The organism is Collinsella sp. OM04-5, assembly GCF_003439125.1.
In the GTDB taxonomy this organism is placed as follows: Bacteria; Actinomycetota; Coriobacteriia; order Coriobacteriales; family Coriobacteriaceae; genus Collinsella.
This window is the reverse complement of record NZ_QSUU01000006.1, coordinates 1-20,609: the sequence shown is the minus strand read 5'-3', so window position 1 is coordinate 20,609 and position 20,609 is coordinate 1. Positions and strand designations below refer to the sequence as shown.

15 protein-coding genes are annotated in these 20,609 nt (G+C 57.9%); 11 read left to right on the top strand and 4 right to left on the bottom strand.

The genetic code is table 11. The annotated features are described in order from the left end of the window. Positions 1 to 303: 303 nt before the first annotated feature. From DXB53_RS04670 to DXB53_RS04655, 4 genes are all read right to left on the bottom strand, one after another. Positions 304 to 1,335 (bottom strand): 3-deoxy-7-phosphoheptulonate synthase, encoded by a 1,032-nt coding sequence (locus tag DXB53_RS04670; RefSeq protein WP_117583526.1) that lies wholly within the window; start codon positions 1,333 to 1,335, stop codon positions 304 to 306. Positions 1,336 to 1,905: 570 nt separating this feature from the next. Further along, positions 1,906 to 3,762, bottom strand: coding sequence for an ABC transporter ATP-binding protein (locus tag DXB53_RS04665; RefSeq protein ID WP_117583525.1), 1,857 nt, complete (start codon positions 3,760 to 3,762; stop codon positions 1,906 to 1,908). Then, positions 3,762 to 6,131: an ABC transporter ATP-binding protein gene (locus tag DXB53_RS04660; protein ID WP_117583524.1), complete on the bottom strand. Its 2,370-nt coding sequence runs from the start codon at positions 6,129 to 6,131 to the stop codon at positions 3,762 to 3,764. Before DXB53_RS04660 ends, DXB53_RS04665 begins: the two co-directional genes overlap by 1 nt. Beyond that, complete coding sequence (locus DXB53_RS04655) at positions 6,128 to 6,577, bottom strand: MarR family winged helix-turn-helix transcriptional regulator (RefSeq protein ID WP_117583523.1); 450 nt, start codon at positions 6,575 to 6,577, stop codon at positions 6,128 to 6,130. Before DXB53_RS04655 ends, DXB53_RS04660 begins: the two co-directional genes overlap by 4 nt. Before the next feature lie 537 nt (positions 6,578 to 7,114). Here DXB53_RS04655 and pflB point away from each other — a divergent pair. The 11 genes from pflB to yihA all read left to right on the top strand — a co-directional run bounded on the left by pflB (position 7,115) and on the right by yihA (position 20,422). After that, positions 7,115 to 9,166 (top strand): formate C-acetyltransferase, encoded by a 2,052-nt coding sequence (gene pflB / locus DXB53_RS04650; RefSeq protein WP_117583522.1) that lies wholly within the window; start codon positions 7,115 to 7,117, stop codon positions 9,164 to 9,166. Between the two features lie 85 nt (positions 9,167 to 9,251). Further along, positions 9,252 to 9,503, top strand: a complete 252-nt coding sequence (gene grcA3, locus DXB53_RS04645) for an autonomous glycyl radical cofactor GrcA3 (RefSeq protein ID WP_117583521.1) — start codon at positions 9,252 to 9,254, stop codon at positions 9,501 to 9,503. Positions 9,504 to 9,804: 301 nt separating this feature from the next. Beyond that, entirely contained in the window at positions 9,805 to 10,815 is a 1,011-nt protein-coding gene (locus tag DXB53_RS04640) for a LacI family DNA-binding transcriptional regulator (protein ID WP_022094949.1), read from the top strand. Between the two features lie 183 nt (positions 10,816 to 10,998). Further along, positions 10,999 to 12,381, top strand: coding sequence for a family 43 glycosylhydrolase (locus DXB53_RS04635; RefSeq protein ID WP_117583519.1), 1,383 nt, complete (start codon positions 10,999 to 11,001; stop codon positions 12,379 to 12,381). Between the two features lie 45 nt (positions 12,382 to 12,426). Then, complete coding sequence (locus DXB53_RS04630; RefSeq protein ID WP_117583518.1) at positions 12,427 to 13,878, top strand: PTS transporter subunit EIIC; 1,452 nt, start codon at positions 12,427 to 12,429, stop codon at positions 13,876 to 13,878. Between the two features lie 95 nt (positions 13,879 to 13,973). Beyond that, entirely contained in the window at positions 13,974 to 15,422 is a 1,449-nt protein-coding gene (locus DXB53_RS04625; RefSeq protein WP_117583517.1) for a glycoside hydrolase family 32 protein, read from the top strand. 276 nt (positions 15,423 to 15,698) lie between these two features. After that, positions 15,699 to 16,553, top strand: coding sequence for a DegV family protein (locus DXB53_RS04620; RefSeq protein ID WP_233503811.1), 855 nt, complete (start codon positions 15,699 to 15,701; stop codon positions 16,551 to 16,553). 186 nt (positions 16,554 to 16,739) lie between these two features. Next, a complete protein-coding gene (gene pflA / locus DXB53_RS04615; protein WP_117583515.1) occupies positions 16,740 to 17,558 on the top strand; it encodes a pyruvate formate-lyase-activating protein in 819 nt (272 codons plus the stop codon). Between the two features lie 483 nt (positions 17,559 to 18,041). After that, on the top strand, positions 18,042 to 18,971 hold the full coding sequence (locus DXB53_RS04610; RefSeq protein WP_158551689.1) for a serine hydrolase: 930 nt from the start codon (positions 18,042 to 18,044) through the stop codon (positions 18,969 to 18,971). A gap of 80 nt (positions 18,972 to 19,051) precedes the next feature. Next, complete coding sequence (mtnN, locus tag DXB53_RS04605; RefSeq protein WP_117583513.1) at positions 19,052 to 19,792, top strand: 5'-methylthioadenosine/S-adenosylhomocysteine nucleosidase; 741 nt, start codon at positions 19,052 to 19,054, stop codon at positions 19,790 to 19,792. 39 nt (positions 19,793 to 19,831) lie between these two features. Continuing rightward, complete coding sequence (gene yihA / locus DXB53_RS04600) at positions 19,832 to 20,422, top strand: ribosome biogenesis GTP-binding protein YihA/YsxC (RefSeq protein WP_117583512.1); 591 nt, start codon at positions 19,832 to 19,834, stop codon at positions 20,420 to 20,422. Positions 20,423 to 20,609: the final 187 nt, after the last annotated feature.

Below are 20,609 nucleotides of genomic sequence, written 5' to 3'. Positions count from 1 at the left end.
CATCAACCATTCGGTAGACGACCCCCGATCCCACGGGGGCGGAGAGATAGTCATTGGGGACGTTCTTAAACGACTGGTCAAACAAGAGCGTCCCCAACGACTACCTCAAGGAATGTCCCAGACTGCCGGCAGAAAAGGAACGTCCCTAACTGCCGCATCCGGAGCAAGACAACGCCGCAGGTAGAGGACGGACAGAGCGAGCGGGCCGCATTTGAGACAAGGTGACGTGAAACGAAAGGGCGCTGACCTTCTGGTCGCGCCCTTGAAGTTGAACGTCAGATTGTCCAAATGCGGCCCGCGTAACTAAACCCGCTCTGCGATCTCGTGGATGAGGTAGTCGGTCTTTTCCCAGCCCAGGCACGGGTCGGTGATCGACTTACCAAAGACCCCACCATCGACCGGCTGGTTGCCGTCCTCAAGGTAAGACTCGATCATAAAGCCCTTGACCAGCTTGGAGATGGACTCGTTGCGGCGGCAGCTGTCGAGCACCTCCTTGCAAATGCGGTACTGCTCCAGCGGGCGCTTGCCCGAGTTGTCGTGGTTGCAGTCGATGACCGCCGCCGGGTTGGCGTAACCGGCATGCTCGGTGTAGCGCTCGGCCAGGCGCTCTAGGTGCTCGTAGTGGTAATTGGGGTAGGTACGACCGTCGAGACCGATGTAGCCACGCATAACGGCGTGCGCGAGCGGGTTGCCGTCGCACTCGACCTCCCAGTTGCGGAAGATAAAGCTCTGATGTGCCTGGGCGGCGTAGATGGAGTTGAGCATAACGGTGGTGGAACCGGCGGTGGGGTTTTTCATGCCCACAGGCACCGAAATGCCGCTCGACACCAGACGATGCTCCTGGTTCTCGACCGAGCGCGCGCCCACGGCGACGTAGCTCAGCAGGTCGACGAGGTACTGGTAGTTGGACGGGTAGAGCATCTCGTCGGCGGTAAAGAAGCCAGTCTCCTCGATGACGCGCAGGTGCATGTGGCGGATGGCCTTAACGCCTTCAAGCAGGTCATCGGGCGCCTCGGGGTCGGGGTTGTGCAGCAGCCCCTTGTAGCCGGTGCCCTTGGTGCGCGGCTTGTTGGTGTAGACACGCGGAATGATGATGAGCTTGTCCTTGACCTCTTCGGCGACCTTGGCCAGTCGGTTCATGTACTCAAGCACCGAGTCCTCGCGGTCGGCAGAGCACGGGCCGATGATGAGCGCCTTGCGTGCGTCCTCGCCGGTAAAGACCTTGGCGACCTCGGCGTCGAATGCCTGCTTTTTGGCGGTAAGCTCGGCGGGAAGCGGCATTTCCTCGCGGATCTCCATGGGGATCGGCAGCCTGCGCTTGAATTCCATGGCCATATGGGGCCTCCTTTATCAATTAACGGCAACAATTGGCGAATTCTCGAATGCTCGGCATTATCCGCTGTCGCACGCTAAAGTGCAAGTGAAACCTGCCGAAAAGGGACAGGTTTATTTTGGTCGGTTTTATCTGGGGAAATGTCGGCGCTCGCCGGAAGGGGAGGGCCAACGTACGGCACGCTGGAGCAAGTTGGATCTTCTGCGGCATACCCTATGGACAAAAAATGGCAAATATGAGTACTGTTGCTAGCGTAGTATCATATCGATCTTACAAGATAATAGACACAACAGTAAATATGTTCATTAACGTTGGCACACAGAAGCATGCTACCGGGCATTTTGATCAATTTGAAGGCATATCTAGGCCGCAATGAGGTCGTTTGGGGCAGTTTTGGCTGTTACTAAAAAGGTGACAGTACTCATATTTGCCATTTTTTGCCCACAGGGGCTGGAAAGGACCGTCAATTCGGCTCCAGGGGATGCGGTCCAAGGGCCGCAGAACGAAAAATGGGGGCGCTGGTTGTCCTGCGCCCCCATTCTTTGGGTATTGCGGTTGTTTGCCGCCGGTTGTTACGCCGCTTCGTCGAACTGCGAATTGTACAGGTCGGCGTAGAAGCCGCCTTGGGCGAGCAGCTCGTCGTGCGTGCCCTTCTCGACGATGTCGCCGTCGCGAATCACCAAGATCACGTCGGCGTTGCGGATCGTGGACAGGCGATGCGCGATGACAAAGCTCGTGCGGCCCTGCATCAGCGCATCCATGGCGCGCTGAATAAGCTCCTCGGTACGGGTATCGACGTTGGAAGTCGCCTCGTCCAAAATCAGCGCCGGACGGTCAGCCAAAATGGCGCGGGCGATGGTCACGAGTTGGCGCTGGCCCTGTGAGAGGTTGGTGCCCTCCTCATTGATCATAAAGTCGTAGCCGCCGGCGAGCGTATGGATAAAGTGGTCGCAGCGTGCGGCGCGTGCAGCGGCCTCGACCTCGGCGTCAGTCGCATCGGGACGTCCGTAGCGGATGTTCTCGCGGATGGTGCCGTTAAACAGCCAGGTATCCTGCAGCACCATGGCAAACTCGCCGCGCAGCGCCGCGCGATCCCAGTCGCGCACGTCGACGCCCTCGACACGCAGCGAGCCGCCGTCCACGTCGTAGAAGCGCTGCAGCAGCTTAATGAGCGTGGTCTTGCCAGCGCCGGTGGGGCCGACGATGGCGATGGTCTGACCGGGCTGCGCCTCGCAGCTAAAGTCGTGGATGATGGTCTTGTCGGGCGTGTAGCCAAACTTGACGTGGTCGAACTCAACGTGGCCGGGGCGCTTCTCGGGAATCTGGGCGTCGGCTTTCTGCTCCTCCTCGGGCGCGGCGAGGAACTCAAAGACGCGCTCGGTGGCAGCGGCCATCGACTGCATCGTGTTGCTCACGTTGCCCAGCTGCTGCACGGGTTGCGTAAAGTTGCGCACGTACTGGATAAAGCTCTGGATGTCGCCGGGCGTGGCATTGCCGGTCAGCGCGAGCTGTGCGCCCACCACGACAACGCCCACGTAGCCCATGTTGCCCACCAAGCTCATAAGCGGCATCATCAGGCCCGATAGGAACTGCGAGCGCCAGCCACTAATAAAGAGACGGTCGTTTTGACGGTCGAACTCCTCGATTGAGGCCTCGGCGCGGTCGAACACCTGAATAACGTTCTGGCCGGCAAAGTCCTCCTCGATAATGCCGTTGACGGCGCCCAGGACTTGCTGTTGCTCGCGGAAGTACGGCTGCGAGAAGGGAATCATCACGGTCAGGATAATCGCGGCTGCCGGCAGCGTGAGCACGGTAACGCCGGTGAGCGGCAGGCTGATCGACAGCATCATGACGAGCACGCCGATAATCTGCGTCACCGACGTGATGAGCTGCGTCACGCTCTGGTTGAGCGACTGGCCGAGCGTATCGACATCGTTAGTGATGCGGCTGAGCACGTCGCCCTTGCTGTGGCCGTTGAAGTAGCTCATCGGCACGACGGCAATCTTGGCGGCGATCTCCTTGCGCATGCGGTAGCAAATCTTTTGCGTGACGCCGGTCATGAGCCAACCCTGGATGAGGCTGCAGACAGAGCTTGCCAGATACAGGCAGAGCAAAAAGCCGAGCGTCTTGGCGATCCAGGCAAAGTTGACATCGCCGGTACCGTTGACCTTGGAGACCAGGCCTTCGAACAGTTTGGTCGTAACCTGGCCGAGCACCTTGGGTCCCACAATGTTAAAGATGACCGAGCACACGGCAAAGGCGACGGCGGCAAACACGGCAATCTTGTGCTGACCGATATAGCCGAGTAGCTGCCTCATGGTGCCCTTAAAGTCCTTGGCCTTTTCGCCGCGGCCCATGCCACCCATGCGGCCCATGGGACCGCGCCGGCGGGTGGGCTTGGGAATCTGAGTCTTGGTCTCGTCGGCCATTAGTGCTCGCCTCCTTCCATGACGGCTGCAATTTCTTCTTGGGTAAGCCCCAGCTCCTCGGCGGAAAGCTGCGACTGTGCGATCTCCAGGTACGCCGGGCAGCTGCGCAGCAGCTCCTCGTGCGTACCGGTGCCCACCACGTGGCCGTCGTCGAGCACGATGATCTGGTCGGCGTGCATGATGGTCGCGATGCGCTGGGCCACGACCACGAGCGCAGCGTCAGTGACGTTTTTGGCCAGCTCCTCGCGCAGGCGCGCGTCGGTTTTGTAGTCGAGGGCGCTAAACGAGTCGTCGAACACCACGATCTCAGGCTTTTTGGCCAGGGCGCGGGCGATGGCCAAACGCTGGCGCTGGCCGCCCGAGACGTTGGAGCCGCCCTGGCTGATGGGGGAGTCGTAGCCGCCCTCGCGCTCGGCGATAAAGTCCTCGGCCTGGGCGATGCGTGCGGCCTGGTGCATGTCGTCATCGCCCACCATGTCGCCGGCAAACTTGAGGTTGCTCTCGACGGTGCCCGAGAACAGGCGACCCTGCTGCGGGATGTAACCAATGCGGCGGCGAAGCTCGGAAAGGGTCATATCGCGCACGTCGATGCCGTCGAGCGAAATGCTGCCGCCGGTGACGTCGTACAGGCGCGGGATGAGCTGCACAAGCGTGGACTTGCCCGAACCCGTGGAGCCGATGATGCCGAGCATCTGGCCGGCGTGCGTGGTGAAGTTCACACCGCTGATGACATCGGCGCGGGCATCGGGATACTGGAAGCTCACGTCGTGGAAGGCGAGCTCACCGCGCGGCGCGTTGGCCGCGGGCAGTTTGGGCGAGACGGGGTCGTTGATGCTCGTGGGACAGGTGATGACCTCTTCCACGCGCTCGGCTGCGACTTCGGCGCGGGGCAGGATGACCGACACCATGGTGAGGATCATAAACGCCATGACGATCTGCATAGTGTAGGAGATGAACGCCATCATGTTGCCGACCTGCATCACGCCGTCGGACACGCCCTGCGCGCCAAACCAGACGATAAGCACGGTGATGCAGTTCATGACGAGCATCATGAGCGGCATCATAAAGCTCATGGCGCGGTTGGTGTAGAGCTGCGTGGTCATCAGGTCGAGGGACGCCTGGTCAAAGCGCTCGAGCTCATGCTCCTCGCGGTTAAACGAGCGGATGGGCATAAGGCCGTCGAGCAGCTCGCGGGCGGTAAGGTTCACGCGGTCCACAAAGCTCTGCATCTTTTTGAACTTGGGCATGGTGAGGCCCATAAGCACGCCGACGACGGCCGAGACCGCGATGATGGCCACGGCGATGGTCCACTCCAGGCCGGTGTGGTTGGCCAGGACGCGCATGACGGCGACGATGCCCATGACGGGCGCCATGAGGCACATGCGGATAAACAGGGTTGCGGCCATCTGAATCTGCTGAATGTCGTTGGTGCAGCGAGTGATGAGCGAGGCCTGGCTAAACTTGCCCACCTCGGCCGGCGAGAAGTGCATGACCTTGTTGAAGGTCTCGCGGCGCAGGTCGCGTGCGATGGAACAGGCGGTGCGCGAGGCCACGGCGCCGGTTAGGATGGTGGCGACCAGTGAGATCAGGCACAGACCAAACATCGTGGTCGCCATGCGGCCCAGGTAGGCGTTCTGCACGTCGGCGGGGTCGATGCCCTGCGCCTTGTACTCATCCTGCACATAGCTCACGGCGCGCTGAGTGACGATGGAGCCCGACATGGAGCCCATTTTATCCGCCATTTGGTTGGCGCCCTCGACGAGCTTGCTTTGGTCTACCAGACCGCCCTCGATGCCCAGACGCAGACTCTTCATGGTGATCTTGCCGCCGTCGGCATCAATCTGTTTTTGCATGTTTTGCGCCGCTGTGGCCTTCTGCTGCATCTCGGCGAGCTGCTCGGGCGTCATTGTCGCCATCTGCTCGGGGGTGGGCATGGCCTGGGCGCCGCCGCCATTGCTTGCCTCGGTGGATGCGCCGGTCATGTCGCCCATGGAGCTGGCGTCGATGCCCTGGTTGAGAGAAAGGACGACGGTCTCGGGCAGGCTCATAATGTCGGCAATCTTGCCGCCATCGGCACGCTCTTCCTCGGTGCCCTTGTACGTTCGAATGCCGTTTTTGTCAGCCTTGCTAAACACGGCCTCCACAGCTTTGGCGTCCTTGGTGCTCATAAAGAGCTCAAGGTCATCGAGTGATTCGGCACGAATGGTGTCGGGCACGGGCGAGGCGATGCCGCCTTGCTGTACGCCCACGTCGACGATGTCGCTCATGTAGGTAGGCAGTGCCAGATCGGCGTTGCAGCTGATTACGATAAGTACGATAGCTGTGAACAGTGCCAGGACATGCTTTTTAAAGAGCTTGAGAATCCTCACTCGGCATCTCTCCTTTCTTGATTGCGGTCGATAATTTCGTTGAAACGCCTTAGAAGGCGCACCATCTCTTGGGTATCTGTTTCGCCGAGCTGCTCGAGGAAGGCCGCGGTGCGCTCCTCGAATTCCCGACGTTTGATTTCGAGATTCTGGAATCCCTTATCGGTCATCGTGACGTGTACACGACGACGGTCGGTCTTTGAGTGCTCGCGCTCGACCCAGCCCTTGGCTTCGAGAGTGCGTAAGATATTGGCGATGCGGGCACTCGAGACCCAGGCGCGATCGGCGAGTTCGCTCGGCGTGAGCGAACCGCCGGCGAGCATGAGAGCGCGCATGACGGCCATCTCGCCGCCGAGAGCTTTGTCCGCAAAGCGCGAAATGCGCTGATGCATGCTGCCAAACTCAGTTAAAAGCTGACGCCCAAGCTCATGGAAATCGGTATCTTCCACCGAAAACCCCTAACACTAGAAACTATTTTCGGTAAAAGATGATACCCCTGTATGCACACCTTATGCGGTAGATTTTGGGACATGCCTAGAAAACTCTCCGTACACCGTCGGTACCAGCAAAGTTGGGGGCAGATCGTTAGACATGTCCTAAAGCCTACTCAGAGGCACTTTACCCTGCTAAAGCTGGCATAACAGCTAGAGTGAAGGACGTATAAAGGCAAGGGGAAATATCAAATAATTCGGTGAACGGTAGCTGATGGCGGGCGCGTTTCCTGCGGATTTGTTGAAAACGCTCTAATGACACAAAAAAAGGAACATATAACAGCCCTGATGAAGGGGGTGGCTATGTTATCCTTCACTAACGGGTGAAATCTTGGGTTTAGGGTTGCAAGACCAAGGTGAATAAACGTTTTTCCCTGTGCTAATGTGCGGCGGAAAGCGAATGAAGCCGGTCATGCAGGTCTAACATTCAAGAATTCAATAAGCAGCGGTGTGAGAGAGCGCCGCATTACACGTAACTAGGAGCGTGGTTACACAATGCAGGAGGCATGGGAAGGCTTCAAGGAAGGCATCTGGACGGGAGAGGTTGACGTCCGAGACTTCATCCAGAAGAACTACACCCCCTACGAGGGCGACGAGTCGTTCCTCGCCGGCCCGACCGAGCGTACCAAGGAGCTGTGGGGCGAGGTTCTCGACCTGCTGCTCAAGGAGCGCGAGCAGGGCGGAGTCCTCGATATGGACACCAAGACCGTCACGGGTATCGTGAGCCACCCCGCTGGCTACATCGATAACGCCCATCGCGACAAGGAGACCATCGTCGGCCTCCAGACCGACAAGCCGCTCAAGCGTGCGCTGCACGTCAACGGTGGTATCCGCATCGCTTGCCAGGCTGCCAGCCAGCACGGCTACAAGATCGACGAGAACGTTGTCGAGCGCTACACCTTCGAGCGCAAGACCCACAACGCCGGCGTCTTCGATGTCTACACCCCCGAGATGCGCGCCTGCCGTTCGGCCCACATCATCACCGGTCTGCCCGATGGCTATGGCCGCGGCCGCATCATTGGCGACTACCGTCGTGTCGCCCTGTACGGTGTCGACTACCTGATCAAGGACAAGGAGGCCCAGAAGGCTTCCACCCCGACGGTCATGACCGCCGACAACATTCGCGATCGTGAGGAGCTGCAGGAGCAGATCCGCGCCCTCGGCGAGCTCAAGATGATGGCCGAGACCTATGGTTTCGACATTTCCAACCCTGCTACCAACACGCAGGAGGCCATCCAGTGGATGTACTTCGCCTACCTCGCTGCCGTCAAGGAGCAGAACGGCGCCGCTATGTCCATCGGCCGCACCTCCACGTTCATCGACATCTACGCTGAGCGCGACCTTGCCAACGGCACCTTCACCGAGGAACAGATTCAGGAGTTCGTGGATCACTTCATCATGAAGCTTCGCATGGTCAAGTTCGCCCGTACTCCCGAGTATCAGGCCCTGTTTACCGGCGATCCGCAGTGGGTCACCGAGTCCATCGGCGGCATGGGTGTTGACGGCCGTACGCTCGTTACCAAGATGAGCTACCGCTACCTGCACACGCTCGAGAACATGGGCACCAGCCCCGAGCCCAACATGACCGTTCTGTGGTCGACCCGTCTGCCCGAGAACTTCAAGAAGTTCTGCGCCAAGACTTCTGTCGCCAGCTCCTCGATCCAGTACGAGAACGACGATCTCATGCGCGTTTACCACGGCGACGACTACGGCATTGCCTGCTGCGTGTCCTCCATGCGCATCGGCAAGGAGATGCAGTTCTTCGGCGCCCGTGCCAACCTGGCCAAGTGCCTGCTCTACGCACTCAACGGCGGTGTTGACGAGGTCTCCAAGAAGCAGGTCGGTCCCAAGTATCGCGCCGTCGAGGGCGATACGCTCGATTACGACGACGTCGTGGCCAAGTACAACGACATGATGAAGTGGCTCGCTGGCGTGTACGTCAACTCGCTGAACATCATTCACTACATGCACGACAAGTATTGCTACGAGCGCATCCAGATGGCTCTGCACGACAAGCACGTGCATCGTTGGTTCGCTACGGGCATCGCTGGCCTTTCCGTCGTGGCTGACTCCCTGTCCGCCATCAAGTACGCCAAGGTCCACCCCGTCCGTGACGAGAACGGCATCATCGTCGACTTCGAGACCGAGGGCGAGTTCCCCAAGTACGGTAACGACGACGACCGCGTCGACCAGATCGCTCACGACGTTGTGCACCAGTTCATGGAGTACATCCGCATGAACGACACCTACCGCAACTCCGTGCCCACGACCTCGGTTCTGACCATCACCTCCAACGTCGTGTACGGCAAGAAGACCGGTTCTACGCCTGATGGCCGCAAGGCTGGCCAGCCCTTCGCCCCGGGTGCTAACCCCATGCACAAGCGCGATAGCCACGGCGCCATCGCTTCGCTGTCTTCGGTTTCCAAGCTCCCGTTCCGCGATGCTCAGGACGGCATCTCCAACACCTTCTCCATCATCCCGGGTGCGCTCGGCAAGGAGGACCAGGTGTTCTTTGGTGATATCGACCTTGATCAGCTGGGCGAGTAACTATTGTTAGTGCTATACTAACAATAACGATTACTGATTAGTGCGCTGGTTTCGGCCGGCGCCTATCGATCGAAGGAGACACATTATGAAGGTTTCTGAAGTTTCCGAGACTCAGGCCGATAACCTGGTCCACATGCTCGACGCTTACGCCGAGAAGGGTGGCCACCACCTGAACATCAACGTCTTCAACCGTGAGACGCTGCTCGACGCTCAGGCTCACCCCGAGAAGTACCCGCAACTGACCATCCGTGTTTCCGGCTATGCCGTGAACTTCCACACGCTCACCAAGGAGCAGCAGGACGAGGTCATTTCGCGTACCTTCCACGACAAGTTCTAAAGGGGTTTAACTCCCGCAGGATCGCCGGGCCGCTTTGGGTTACTTTCCAAAACGTCCTCGGACATGCAAAGGGCTCCGCTGCGCGCTTCGCGCGGCGGAGCCCTTTGCGTCCTGCGGAAATGTTTTGGAAAGTAACCCAAAGCGGCCCGGCGGGGGTCCTGTGTAGTCACCCTTTAGGCGGAACTCTCCTAATTATTTGGATGAGTCGTCTACTTACTTGTGCCGTTACCGTCTTCCCGCTGTTGTTGGGGTATGCTTTGTTCGTATGTAAACGTATGACATGTTGATGGGGGAGGGTGCTATGGCTCGCGAGGGCGCTCGTTCTAAGGATTCTGCTAAGCCTGGCATCAAGGAAGTTGCAGCGGTGGCGGGGGTTTCGCCTACTACGGTATCTCGCGTGCTTAATAATCGCGGCTATATTAGCCAAGAGACCCGCGATAAGGTCCATGCCGCGATGGAGCGCATCAACTATACGCCCAACGATATCGCCCGTGCCATGCTCAACGGCCGTCTGAACCTTATCGGCATGATCGTTCCCTTTGTGAGCAGCCCGTTCCATGCTCAGGTTGTGCAGGCGGTCGAGCGCACGTTAGCGGAAAACGGCTTTAAGATGTTGCTGTGCAACAGTGCCAATCGACCCGATCTTGAGCGTTCCTATATTGACATGCTCCGCCGCAATATGGTCGACGGCGTCATCGTCAACTCCCTCAATATCGGTGCCGAGGCATATGCCGAGATGGGCTTGAGCCTGGTTGGCATCGACTGCGATCTTGGCGAGGGCTCTGTCCAGATTGCAAGTGACAGCTATGGCATTGGCGAGCTCGCCACGCGCCGTCTGATTGATGACGGCTGCAGGCGTATCCTGTGCCTGCGCAGCAATAGCCGCATGCGCATGCCCGCCAATAAGCGTACCGATGCCTACCTCGATGTTGTTGAGCAGGCCGGTTTGTCCGCGCTTGTCCGTGAGGTTGAGTTCGTTAAGCCCGACGACGAAAAGGGCGCGGTCGTTGCGAAGATCCTCGATGAGAACCCCGATATTGACGGCATCTTTGCGGGAGACGATACGATGGCGGCCATCTGTCTCAACGTGATGAAGCAGCGCGGCTTGAGCGCTCCAGACGATATTAAGGTCGTGGGCGCGGATGGTGCCCGCCGAACTATGACGTTTATGCCTGACTTAACAACCGTACGTCAAGATATCGATCGCATCGGAGAGCTCGCGGCGCAATCCATCATCGCTCTTATTAACGGCGATAATCCCGAATCGAATATCAAGCTCCCCGTTGAACTCATTGAGGGCAAAACCGCGTAGTTCATCCTGTGCCAAAAGAATTCCTCAAACGCCTCCGATGACCGTTCGCCGGCATATGTCAACCGTTTACCGACGACTGGAACTGCGAAAAGACGTATTGATATGAAAACGTTTGACATATGAAAACGATTGACATATCTTGCCATTGTACCGAGTTAGTATGTCGTGGAAAGGAAGTCTCGGATGCACAAGGTGTATTACCAGCCTGAGGGAATTTGGGTAGGCGACATCATGCCGTACGGCGAGGACGGCACGTTCTATCTCTATCATCAGCGTGACACGCGTAACCCCGAACCTTTCGGAGAGCCGTTTGGCTGGGCACTCGCTACGACCAAGGATTTCGTCAACTACAAGGACTTTGGCGAGAGCCTTGAGCGCGGCGGCGACGAGGAAGTCGACCAGTACATTTATGCCGGCACGGTGTTTAAGGTGGGCGACAAGTACCATGCGCTCTACACTGGTTGCAATCGCGATAAGGTCCGCGCACGTTTGATGAAGCAGGTTCTTCTTCACGCAACGAGCGACGACGCCGTCAAGTGGGAGAAGAACATCGCCGAGACGCTGCTTCCGCCCCAGGAGGGTTACGATGACCGCAACTGGCGCGATCCCTTTGTGCTTTGGGATGAGGAGAACGAAGAGTACATGCTCATCCTCGGCACGCGTGTGGGCGAGGACAAGCGTCTGATGACCGGCCGCCTGGTCAAGTTCACCTCCAAGGATCTGACCAACTGGGAGTTCCAGGGCGACTGGTGGAACCCAGGCCTGTACACCATGTTTGAGATGCCTGATCTCTTTAAGATGGGCGACTGGTGGTACCTCGTCTTTTCCGAGTACAGCGACGGCAACAAGACCCGTTACCGCATGTCCAAGTCCATCAACGGTCCTTGGATTACCCCCGCTGACGACTCCTTCGACGGCCGCGCGTACTACGCCGCTCGCACCGCATTCGATGGCGAGCGTCGCGTTCTCTTTGGTTGGGTTCCTACGCGTGACGAGGGCGACGACCCCAGCTCTTACCTGTGGGGTGGTACCTTCATGCCCCTCGAGATCGTTCAGCGTGCCGACGGAACGCTCGGCACCAAGCTTCCCGACAGCATGCTCGGCGCCTTTGGCGAGGGCAAGGCTGTCGAAGCCTTCGAGCTCTCCTGCGAGTCGGGCAAGGTCGAGCAGGTTTTGTCTGCAGACGCCGGCTCCACCTACTTGCTCGATACCGACATTGAGCTCGGCGGTAACGCTGCCGGCTTCTCGGTCAAGTTCGCCGAGGACGCCGAGACCGGTCTTGCCTATGAGTTCCGCGCCAACCTGCGCGAGGGCAAGCTCGAGTTCACGCCGGCTCCCCAGTACCCGTGGTTCCAGGTCAACAACATGGGCCTCGAGCGTCCGTTGTTCTTTAAGGGCGAGGGCACTCATCATGTGCGCCTGGTCGTTGACGACGATATCGCGACCATCTTTGTCGATGATGTTGCGCTCAACGCTCGCTTCTGCAACAAGCAGGGCCAGGGTGTGGCGCTTACCGTCACCGACGGTGCGCTCAAGTGCGCAAACGCAACGATCGCGTCTCTGTAGCGGCAACGAACCGTTTTATGATTTAGAAAAGGAATGGAGAGGAACATGGACTACAAGGCAGTGTCCCAGCAAGTCGTCGACAACGTCGGCGGACTGGAGAACATCGAGGGCGCCACGCATTGCGTGACCCGTCTGCGTCTGGTGCTCAAGGATACGAGCAAATACAACAAGGCCGAGCTCGAGAACATCGATGGCGTCAAGGGCGTGCTGTACAACAGCGGCCAGCTCATGATCATCTTCGGTACCGGTACCGTCAACAAGGTTTACGATAAGTTTATGGCTCTGACGGGCGTTAAGGAGATCAGCGCTTCCGAGGTCAAGGGCGCCGAGGCGGACAAGAAGGGCAAGTTCTTCTCGGTCCTCAAGGTATTCTCGGACATCTTTATCCCCATCATTCCCGCCTTCGTCGGCGCTGCAATCATCATCGGCCTTAAGTCGCTGATCGTTGCCAACGGCCTCTTCGGCATGGAGGGCAGCCTCGCCGATCACAGCGAGTTCCTCAAGAACCTCGCAAGCTTCTTTGCCATTATCGCCACCACCTTTGACTACCTGCCTGTCCTGGTTATGTATAGCGCGGTCAAGCGTTTTGGCGGCAACCCGATCCTGGGCATCCTCGTCGGTATCGTCATGGTTCACCCGAGTCTTATGAACCGTAACACGTTCGTTATGGACCCGACGGGTGCTGAGTACTGGAACTTCGGTCCGCTCTCCATCCCCATGGTTGCTTTCCAGGGCGGCGTGTTCCCTGCAATCCTGACTGCCTGGTTTATGGCCAAGGTCGAAAAGATTGCCCAGAAGTACATCCCCGAGGTCGTCTCGTTTGTCTTTGTCCCGACCGTTACCCTGATTCTTGCTAACGTTGCCCTGTTCACCGTGTTCGGCCCGCTCGGCAACCTGATCGGCGACGTCCTCGCTGGCGTAATCGATGTCCTGTACAACAGGATGGGCGTCTTTGGTGCCTTTGTCTTCGCCGCGTTCCTGCAGCCGCTCGTCGTTACCGGTACGCATCAGTTCATCCAGGGTATCGAGGCAAACCTCGTTGCCACGACTGGCTTCAACTACATCCAGGCCATCTGGTCGGTCTCCATCATCGCCCAGGGCGGCGGCGCCATCGGCATGTACCTCATTCACAAGAAGCACTCCAAAGAGCGCAACATCTGCATGTCGTCCTTTATTCCGACGCTGGTCGGTATCTCCGAGCCCGCTATCTTCGCTGCAAACATGCGCTATTCGATCATTCCGTTCATCTGCGCATGCATCGGTGCAGGCTGCGGCGGTGCCTTCGTGAAGTTCTTTGAGGTGCGCGCCATCGGTCAGGGTCTGACCGGTGTGCTTGGCCTGCTCATCGTTACGCCCGAGACTCTCGTGTGGTATGTGGCTGGTAATCTCATCGCCTTTATCGTGCCGATCGTCTTGATCTTTGCCTACAACAAGGCAAAGGGCGTTCCGACCACCGATGAAGAGGGCGCTGGTGCTGGCTTCGATGTCAGCTTCTAGTTGAGCCGTTCAGCGTAATGTGCGGATAAGTCCATTTGAGGAAGGGCGCTCGGCTCGTGCGAGTCGAGCGTCCTTCCCTATAGACGAGAAAGTCAATGGCGATGTTTAATCAAAAAAATAAGGTGACACGCGCGGACTATGAGCAGTGGCGTGCCGGACAGGATGAGACGGCTGGTCGCATCGCGTCCGACCCCGATAGGCTCCTGTTCCATGTGGAGCCTGAGCTTGGCTGGCTCAACGACCCCAACGGTTTGGTTCAGATTGGTGATACGTATCACATCTATCATCAATACGATCCGTTCGATGCTGCGCATGGCGGTCCAGTGCTTTGGAACCATCTGACGACAAAGGATTTTGTGACGTACGAGAATCATGGCTCCGTGCTGTTCCCCGATTCCGATTTGGATTCGAACGGAGCGTATTCTGGTTCTGCCTTTGTACGCGATGGCAAGATTCACTACTTCTATACCGGCAACGTCAAGCATTTTGACCGCGATGATTACGACTACGTGTTGACGGGTCGTGAGCAAAACCAGATTCATATGGTTGCCGAGAATCCCGACGAATTGGGCGAGAAGTGCATAGCTGTTGGACCGGTCGATTACCCCGACGATATCGGTACGCACGTGCGCGACCCCAAGATCCTTGAGCACGACGGTATCTACTACATGGTTCTGGGCGCTCGTACGAAAGACGATCGCGGCTGCGTGCTTGTCTATACCTCGCGCGATCTAGAGGACTGGAACTATGCGACGCGTATTGAGCTGGGCGAGAAGTTTGGCTTTATGTGGGAGTGCCCCGATCTGTTCGAGCTCGATGGTGAGCTTATTCTCGTTTGCTGTCCGCAGGGTGTGCCTGCCGATGGATGGCGTTACCGCAATCCGCATCAGTGCGTGTGGTTCTCCATCGAGGCCGATTGGGAGGCGCCGAGCTTTAAAATCGTCGGGCAGGGCATGCCCCCGATGGTCGATGCCGGTTTTGATTTCTATGCTCCGCAGTCCTTTGAGGATGCTGCAGGCCGGCGTTTGATGATCGGATGGTCGGGTTGCCCCGACGCGACGGCAGAAAACCCGACGGTGGCGCGCGGGTGGCAGTGCGCGTTGACGGTGCCGCGAGAGCTGAGCATGCGCGATGGTAAGCTCTGCCAGCAGCCGGCGCACGAGATTGAGAGGATGCGCGGCGACTGCGTTCGCGCGACAGGCGGTGAAACCGTTGAGGAGCCGGGCCGCCTGTTTGATGTTGTGGTTTCCTGTGAGGGCGCCAAGATGGTCGAGCTCGAAATCCGCAAGGGTGTCTTTGTGCGCTATGCAGACGGGATGCTTACCCTCGACATGGGTGACGAAGGCTATGGGCGCGACCAGAGGTCGATCGAGCTCAGCGAGCTTCGCGACCTGCGCGTGCTTTCGGACACTACGATGGTCGAGATTTTTGCAAATGGCGGCGAGGCGGCACTTACGAGCCGTACCTATTCGCCGGCGGTTCCGGCGATGGGGTTGCATGCCGAGAGTGCGGCGTCGATGGATTTCTACCGCCTCGCGCATTAACCATGCGTGAGGCACGATTGGACTTGCTGGGCGGAATGTGTTGCAGTTGCCGCAGCGAACTACCGTTTATCGCGTATAGCTACCGTTTGCGGGATAAGTAACACTCATTTATAAACCGTGTAAAATCTCAGCCAAGCACGGAGTTTTCCAGGGAGACGCTGTCCTTTGTTATGTGCAAGGGACGGCGTCTCTTTGGCGCTTGGACGCCGTTGTGCAACAGTGCGGCGGCGCGTGCCATGTATTGAAAAACCAATGTCGAGATGGGTCGTGATAAGAATGGGCAAGTACGTAATCGTGGTTGAATCTGGTTCGGATGTGACGCCAGAGCTCTGCGAACGCTACGGCATCGTGCGCGTGCCCATGCATGTCACGATTGGTGACGAGACCGTCGAGGACGGCTCGATCGATCCGCTCGAGATTTATTCGCGCTGCAACGAGTTTGGCGTGATGCCCAAGACCAGTGGCTGCGCACCGGCAGATTTCTCCCGTGTGTACGACCGCATTCACGCCGAGCAGCCCGACGCGACTATTCTGCATCTCGCGTATTCCGAGGCCACGACCTGCTCGCATCAGTCCTCAAAGATTGCGGCCCAGGGGCGCGACTACGTGTTCTCCATGGACACGCGCTTTGTCTCGGTGGGCCAGTCGCTCGTTGTCGTCGAGACCGCCAAATACATCGAGGCTCACCCCGATGCCACCGTCGACGAGATCTTTGCATTTACGAACTCCGTCATGGACCGCGTGCTGTTGGGCTTTGTTCCTACGGACCTTGCCTTCCTTAAGGCGGGCGGTCGCTTGTCCAACGTCGCGTTCCTAGGCGCCCATCTGCTCAAGATTAAGCCCTGCATTGAGGTGACGGGCGGCAAGTTCGTGGCGACTAAGAAGTTCCGCGGCTCTATGCTCAAGTGCGCCCGCGCCTTTATTGACCACATGGTTGCCAAGGGCGAGATCGACTACTCGCACATTGGCCTGGCGTATTCGGTGGGCCTTTCCCAGGAGCTGCGCGACGACATGGAGGTCTATGCGCATGACCTGGGCTTTAAGGATATTACCTGGACTCAGGTTGGCGGTGTCATCTCGAGCCATTGCGGCCCGACCGCCTTCGGTGCGGTGCTCACGCTTAAGGCGTAAGGCCTGGCGTCTATCGATTTCTATTGCCTCGGCGACGGGCGGGTTGTGACAACCTTCCCGCCGCTTTTGCGTGAAGTAAAATAGGACGACCTAATTGACCCCTAAACCGTTTTGCCATCATGCGTATGGGCTAGAATGGCTCTGACATTTATGTAGCTAAAACCAATGAGAGGCAAGGTAGCGGGAATGGCTGAGATGACGCTCGAGGGTGTGGACGCTCGTCCCGAGGACTCTGCGTTTGCCCTGGGCCGCGTGCATTCGATTGAGACGATGGGTACGGTCGACGGTCCCGGCATCCGCTTTGTGGTGTTTGTTCAGGGCTGTCCCATGCGCTGCGCGTATTGCCACAATCCCGATACCTGGTCTGTTAACGGTGGCACGATGGTGACCGTCGAGCATCTCATGGACGAGTTCCAGAGCAACCATGAGTTCTACCGTAGCGGCGGCATTACCGTTTCGGGCGGCGAACCGCTCCTGCAGCCCGAGTTTTTGGCCGACCTGTTCCGTGTGATGCACAACAACCCCGATGGCCGCGTACACACCTGCCTAGACAGCTGTGGCTATGCATTTGATCCCAAGCATCCGGAGAAGTTCGATGCTGTTCTCAACGAGACCGATATGGTGCTGCTCGACATCAAGCATGCCGATCCGGTTGAGCATAAAAAGCTGACCGGTTGCGATCCTGCGCGCATCCTGGCGTTTGGCGATGAGCTTGCCCGTCGCAAGATTAAGGTTGTTATTCGCCATGTGGTGGTGCCGGGTATCACCGACACGGCGGAGGAATGCGAGAAGCTCGGTCGCCTGATCGCTCCATGGCACAACGTGGTGGGCCTGGAAATGCTGCCGTATCACACGATGGGTGTCGTCAAGTACGAGCAACTGGGTATTCCCTATAAGCTCGAGGGCGTGCCCCAGATGGATACCGCGCGCATGCCCGAGCTGCGCAACGCCGTCATGGCCGGCATGAAAAAGCGCCGTGCGGAACTCAAAAACGCCATCGGCTAGCAGCACTCATTGGGGACAGACTTAAATGAGTGCCCCGGGCACATAGTTGATCGCTAAAGAGCCCCGTCAAGTTGCGGTGGAATAGTTCTTGTGTATCGGCCTATGCCGTCCAAACAGGAACTATTTCACCGCAACTGCGTTTTGGGCAGAGATGCGCAACAGAATCGTGCCATTTGGATAAATACGCCTGTGGTTTCTTTAAAGACGCCTTAAACGGTGTCAAACAATTTGGGAAAGAAATGGCTGCTCAGTATTATGCTGCTCGTATATGAACGGGCACAATCAGGAGACCACGTGCGAAAGGGCAAATCGCGGGACGAGTATGTGCCGCAGCATGGCAGCAGATATGAGACGAAGGGCATGTCTTCGCGCGGCCTTGCCGACGCTCGCTTTCGCGGGGCGAAGATTGCCGCCATAGGAATGCTAGCGTTAGCGGTTTTTATCCTCGGAATTGCCGTTAAAACCCACGCCTTGGAGCGAACGGTGCGCTCAGATGCGTCAACGGTACAGCTGCAAAACGAGAAGGTTTCAAAGTCCAAAGCGTCGGCAGATCAAGCTCTGTCGACGGCAGATCTCAAGACGAGACTTTCGAAGGCGGACTTCAACGATATCCCTTCGGGTGATACCGTTCAAACCTTCTCGTTGGTGGATAACAAGACTCCTACCTTGGAGGATCAGAGCCTTACCTCGCTCCAGGATGCCCTGAGTCGGGCGCAGGAGCTGGGCGACGTAGGCGTAGTGTTCTACGACCTATCGAGCGGTAGGGGCGTGACGTATAACGCCGATGTCGCGGTGTATGGAGCGAGCAGTTACAAGGCGCTGTATGCGCTCTATATTTGCGAGACGTTGGTCGAATCGGGGCAGGTGTCGCTCGATTGGGCTTTAGCCACGTATGGTGGTTACAGCATGGGCTGGCAGACGGTACGCGACCTTATCGAGAATGCCGTCGTCAACTCGGACAACGATTCGTTTATCGCGTTACGCGCGGCGTTTGACCATGATGGCTATGAGGATTGGATTGCCAACCTGGGTGTTGATAACGAAACGGCACTGGATCCGATGAGTGATTTTCCGACCTACTGCCCGCGCACCTCGGCCAAGTTGTGGTGCGAGATGAGTGAGTATTTGAGCTGTGACACCGAGACGTCGCAATGGCTGTCGGGCCTTCTGACCTCTACGACCCGATCGTTTATTCGCGATGGCATTGCGGACGATCAGGTCTTGGTGCGCAACAAGGCGGGTTGGATCAGCGAGGACGGTTGCTATTCGACATGCGATGCCGGACTGATCGACGTCGACGGCCATAGCTATGTTATGAGCGTCATGACGTCGATGCCGTGGAGCGATCGCTCGAGCGAGGTTACGGCTGCGATTGCAAAGGCGCTCTATGATGTGCGGTCCTCGTTGGCCTAGCGACTTCGTAAAAAGTGAAAGAACCAAAATGCTGGTACCATACCGTGGATAAGCAATTTGCACGAATTTGGGGGGATGGCATGGCAACCATCGCGATCATAGGCGCACTCGAAAAAGAGGTTACGCAGATTAAAGAAGAACTGAACGGCGCTCATGTGTCGCAAGAGGCGGGCTTGACCGTTGTAAGCGGCGAGCTTGACGGTCTGACAGTAGTCGCCACGACCGCTGGCATGGGCACCGTGAATGCCGCCGCCGCAACGCAGCATCTCATCAGCAAATACGCCCCGCGGGCAGTTGTGTTTTCGGGTATCGCGGGCGGCCTAAACCCTAAGCTCCATATTAACGACGTGATTATTGGCAAGTGCCTGCGCTATCTGGATACTGACACGGCACTCATTGCCGAGTCGGCGCCGGGGCTCGAGGAGTTTGTCTCGACGCCGGCGTTGGTTGATGTTGCTGCCGCCGTGCTTGCCGAGCATGGATTTGTGGATGCCTCGACGGAGGAGACTTCTGCGGAGAAGGACCCCAAGCAGTTCCTGTGTGGCACTATCGCCACGGGTGACCGCTTTGTTACGGGTGACGCCATGCGTAACGCTGCGATTGAGGCCACGCATGCCGATTGCGTCGAGATGGAGGGCGCGGCAATTGCGCACATCGCGGCCAAGAATGGTGTCGATTGCCTGGTGCTGCGCGCTATCAGCGATAATTGTGACGAGGCATATGACGCGTTTTGTGAGCGCGAGTTCGATCTGGATGAGTACGCTCGCACCGCGAGCGGCATCACGCTTGACATCGTTCGTCGTATTGCCGCCGCGCAATAGCGCGCCCGTTTTGTAAAAACCTACGACCAAGGAGTGTCCATGGCCGATTCCATTAACTATCAGCTTGCCAAGTTCGTCGCCAGCTATGGCAAGGTTTCGCAGATTCCCGAGTCCACCTGCCCCGAGGTGAGCTTTGTCGGCCGCTCCAACGTGGGCAAGTCGTCGATTATGAACAAGCTTTTTGGCCGCAAGAACCTGGTCAAGGTTTCGAGTACGCCGGGCAAAACGAGCAACATCAACTACTTTGAGGCCGATGACGTGCATTTTGTCGACCTGCCGGGTTACGGTTTCGCCCGTCGCTCCAAAGCTGAGCGCGATCGCTGGGCCGAGCTTATCGGCGACTTCTTTGACTCCGAGCGCAGCTTTAACCTGGTTGTATCACTGGTTGACATTCGTCACGACCCCAGCAAGCTCGATCATGACATGATCGACTACCTGCAAGGCAACGAGTTCAACTTTATCGTCTGCCTCACCAAAGCCGACAAGCTCAGCCGCACCCAGCAGGCCCGCCAGTCAGCAGCCATCAAAAAGCAGCTCAACGTCCCGGCCGAGAACGTAATCATCACAAGCTCCCAAACCGGCACCGGCATCGACGAACTCAAACGCCGCATCGCCGAGGCCTGCCTCTAGTAAGGGCTCCAGCCTAGCAAGAGCCCCTACCAATAAAAGGCCATAATTTCAGCCCGGCGCCCCTTCAAAGCGTGGGTCCCTGTAGACATCGCTAGTCACGTTACCATAGGGCCACCCAGGGGCATCCCCTTAAAAACATTCCGCACTGATATCTTCTGTATTGAAGACGTCGATGATGCACCCGTAT

What these genes read in the sequence shown, in the direction of transcription:
- DXB53_RS04670 (WP_117583526.1), bottom strand. Translation starts at nt 1,335, where the DNA reads ATGGCCATGGAATTCAAGCGCAGGCTGCCGATCCCCATGGAGATCCGC.
- DXB53_RS04665 (WP_117583525.1), bottom strand. Translation starts at nt 3,762, where the DNA reads ATGGCCGACGAGACCAAGACTCAGATTCCCAAGCCCACCCGCCGGCGC.
- pflB (WP_117583522.1), top strand. Translation starts at nt 7,115, where the DNA reads ATGCAGGAGGCATGGGAAGGCTTCAAGGAAGGCATCTGGACGGGAGAG.
- grcA3 (WP_117583521.1), top strand. Translation starts at nt 9,252, where the DNA reads ATGAAGGTTTCTGAAGTTTCCGAGACTCAGGCCGATAACCTGGTCCAC.
- DXB53_RS04640 (WP_022094949.1), top strand. Translation starts at nt 9,805, where the DNA reads ATGGCTCGCGAGGGCGCTCGTTCTAAGGATTCTGCTAAGCCTGGCATC.
- DXB53_RS04635 (WP_117583519.1), top strand. Translation starts at nt 10,999, where the DNA reads ATGCACAAGGTGTATTACCAGCCTGAGGGAATTTGGGTAGGCGACATC.
- DXB53_RS04630 (WP_117583518.1), top strand. Translation starts at nt 12,427, where the DNA reads ATGGACTACAAGGCAGTGTCCCAGCAAGTCGTCGACAACGTCGGCGGA.
- DXB53_RS04625 (WP_117583517.1), top strand. Translation starts at nt 13,974, where the DNA reads ATGGCGATGTTTAATCAAAAAAATAAGGTGACACGCGCGGACTATGAG.
- DXB53_RS04620 (WP_233503811.1), top strand. Translation starts at nt 15,699, where the DNA reads ATGGGCAAGTACGTAATCGTGGTTGAATCTGGTTCGGATGTGACGCCA.
- pflA (WP_117583515.1), top strand. Translation starts at nt 16,740, where the DNA reads ATGGCTGAGATGACGCTCGAGGGTGTGGACGCTCGTCCCGAGGACTCT.
- mtnN (WP_117583513.1), top strand. Translation starts at nt 19,052, where the DNA reads ATGGCAACCATCGCGATCATAGGCGCACTCGAAAAAGAGGTTACGCAG.
- yihA (WP_117583512.1), top strand. Translation starts at nt 19,832, where the DNA reads ATGGCCGATTCCATTAACTATCAGCTTGCCAAGTTCGTCGCCAGCTAT.